Consider the following 1,347-nt stretch of genomic DNA (forward strand, 5'->3'; position numbering starts at 1 on the left):
CGACCCCGAAGGCAACCCCGTCCGGCTGTGGCAGCCCGATGAGCCGGTGGCCCCCGAATCCACCTCGCCCACCGAATCCGCCTACGTCCGCCCCCTCGACGACGACACCAGGCCGGGCAGCTCGCCCCGGTGGCGGCGCTGGCTGCCCTGGCTCCCGATCGCCCTGGGAGCGATCCTCGCCGTCGTCGTCACGACGGTCCTCCAGCGCGAGGGACCGCCGGAGGCGACCGACCGGTCTCCCACGCCGACCGCCGCCGCGACCACGCCGACCACCCCGGCGGGATCGGACCCGGTCAGCGTGGAGCGGCTCGAGCCACGGATGCTGGGGGTGGAAGCGGGCTGGGAGCTGTTCGCCCGCAGTGCCGATGAGCTGGTCCGGATCGAGCTCGCCGAAGGCCGCATCACCCGCACCGACCTGGGGACGTCCAGCTACAGCGAATCGGCGTACTTCGTCGTGGGCCCGCGCGGTGCGCTGATCCGCCCCGCTGACGACGTGGCCGGTGAGTACGTGGCGGACGGCGAGGCTCCCCGGGAGGTGTTCGCACCGGCCGATCGGAGCGGGCCGGCCCACCCCGGCCCTGAGCCGGGCACGGTCTGGGTGCCGGAACACCGGCACGGCCAGGACAGCCTCGCGCTGATGACGCTCGACGGCGAACCGCGAGACACCCGCGTGCCCGTGCCCTCCGGCTTCTGGCCCTCCGGCCCCGACGGCGCCGGGTACGTGCTCGGTCACCACACCGGCGGGACCTACACCGTTCGGCCGGACGGCTTGCACCGGGTCACGACCGGCATGGTGCTCGCGGCGGGACCGACCCGCTTCCTCACCGTCGAGTGCGACGAGCGCGCCCGCTGCTCGCGGGTGGTCGTGGACCGCGACTCAGGTACCCGGCGCGTTCTTCCCGGCGGCGCCGGCGGCGCGATGGTGGGGCCGGGAGGAGGCACGATCTCCCCGGACGGCTCGCTCGCCGCGATCCCTTCGGACCCCATGACCGGGCGCTTGGGCTACAACCTGCTCGACCTGAGCTCCGGCGAGGAGCATCCGGTCACGGCGGTGACGGAGCTCGATCACGCCCGGACACCGGCGTTCTCGCCCGACGGCCGCTGGCTCTTCGTACCCGGCTCGGCCGATGGCCTGATCGCGTTCGACACTCGCACGAAGCAGACGCGGCAGCTGCCGGTCGACCTGCGCTCGGTCGCCGACGTGGCCGTCCGGCCTGCGGAATGAGCGCGCCGCCACGCCCGGCGCGGGCTCTGGCGTCCGTCGACAGTCACGGGGATGGAGGGCAGGCATGGAACGGTCTGCGGAGATCGGCGAGGTGCTGCTCCGGGCCGACGATCCGGAGGAGC

General features: G+C 74.1%; 1 protein-coding gene. It reads left to right on the forward strand.

From position 1 onward, the window contains the following. A partial coding sequence (locus JAP66_RS31740; protein WP_199435566.1) for a hypothetical protein occupies window positions 1–1,225 on the forward strand: 1,225 nt, incomplete at its 5' end. Window positions 1,226–1,347: the final 122 nt, after the last annotated feature.

The sequence above is a fragment of the Qaidamihabitans albus genome (assembly GCF_016464705.1).
GTDB lineage: Bacteria > Actinomycetota > Actinomycetes > Mycobacteriales > Pseudonocardiaceae > Qaidamihabitans > Qaidamihabitans albus.